1 protein-coding gene is annotated in these 1,635 nt (G+C 63.2%); it reads right to left on the reverse strand.

Annotated elements, in window-relative coordinates:
• A partial coding sequence (locus RMO81_RS04030) for a DUF3604 domain-containing protein (RefSeq protein ID WP_310474460.1) occupies positions 1-1,548 on the reverse strand: 1,548 nt, incomplete at its 3' end.
• Positions 1,549-1,635: the final 87 nt, after the last annotated feature.

Raw genomic sequence — 1,635 nt, forward strand, 5'->3', positions numbered from 1 at the left:
GCTGTCGATCCAGCCTTTCACCACCTGCACACGGTCGAGATTGGCGCCTTCCGGGTCTTTCAGGGCCGAGATCAACAGGCGCGGTGCGCCGCCTTTGCCCGGTTTCAATTCCCCACCCATCGGCACGCCGCGCGCATAGCCGGCGCGCACCCAATCGCCCTTCAGATCGTCAGGCGTGAAATCCCAGCCGCCAAACACCCGCACTGTCATGCGCGGGCCGGTGCTGCCATAAACCTCGCGGCGCATCATCGCATCGAAAATGGCAGCACGGGTGTTGGCCTTGGCCCACACTGCGGCATAGCCACTGGCGAGATAGTGCCAGCCGAAACGGCCCTGGCGCGTGCCCAGATTTTGCGGCGCTGTCGCACGTTTCGGGTTGGGTTCGTTGCCAGTATGCTTGCCGAAATATTGGTTTTCGTCGGCGGTGGCGAGCGCGGTGTGGCTGTCGGTCGAGCCGATGACGCCGAATTTATAGGGGTTCACGCCGGTCTGCGCTTCCAACGCCAGGCCGCGCTTCAAGGCCTCGCGTACATATTCGCCGGCATACATGGAAGGCACTTTTGGCTGGTTGCCGAGCAGATTGTTCAACTCCCAGCCGGTAACGCCATATCCGGAAAATTCATCATTGGGAGACAGGAAAGGATGGGCCTCGCTGTCGCCCTTGATCTGGGTGATTTCCACCAGCGGTTCAAGCCGGGCGCGGCGTTTGGCATAAGCGGCCGTCATCGGGCCGCCGCCGGGCTGGGTCAGTTCGAACATCAGGCCGTTGGAAAGATTGCCGTTGTGCGGGATGGCCAGCACGCGGCCGCCGGTGGCCTTTTCATAGGCCTCCATGTAATTCCAGATCTCGTCGGGCGTTTCCTTGTAGGTGGAATCGATCGGCACCACAGAGCGCACCTTGTCCTCTCCATCCCGGAAGATGAGGTTGCGGTGGAGATTGTTGCCGCCCTGCATCAATGAATACTCAAAACCGTGGAAGGCGGTGAACGTGCCGGGCTCGTTGTAGCGCTCCACCGCGTTGATATTGGCGTTCCACACATCGTGCGTGCGTGTCGCGGCGCCTTCGGGGTTGGTCATCGATGGCGGCAGCGCGTTGCGACCACGCATGTCGAGCATCTCGGCCATCGCCCGCTGCGATCCAGCCGGGCCTTCGTTCATCATGTCGTGCCAGCGCCGCATGGTGGCATCACGGATCAGCAGTCGCGGCGCATCAGCCAGGGCCTTGGTGCCGCCTATCAGTTCGGCATGATCGGTCACCACCAGGAAATCCAGTGGGCGGGACAGTCTCGCCTTGATGCCGGTGGTGGAGGTCACCTCCTCGCCGCGGGCAAAGCGCAGCGCGTCGTCTGGGCCAAGCCGCACGCCGAAGCCGAAGGCGTCCACCGAGTTCGACGTGTGGAGGTGGGTATCGCCCCACAGCGGTCGCTGCGGAAATTCGCTTTCCCGCACGGCGGCATCGCTTTTTGCGGTGACCTTTGGCCCGTCGCAGCTGGTCAGCAAACCGGCGCCGCCCAGCAGCACCGCCGCCGCAATGATTCCGCGCCGCATCACCGTCTCCCCTGCTGGCCGATTGCGGCCCTTGCGTCACAAGATGCCACGGCGTGAGGGACGGTCAATGCATTTGGCAACCGCCCT

The organism is Sandarakinorhabdus sp. (assembly GCF_031422795.1).
Lineage (GTDB): Bacteria > Pseudomonadota > Alphaproteobacteria > Sphingomonadales > Sphingomonadaceae > Sandarakinorhabdus.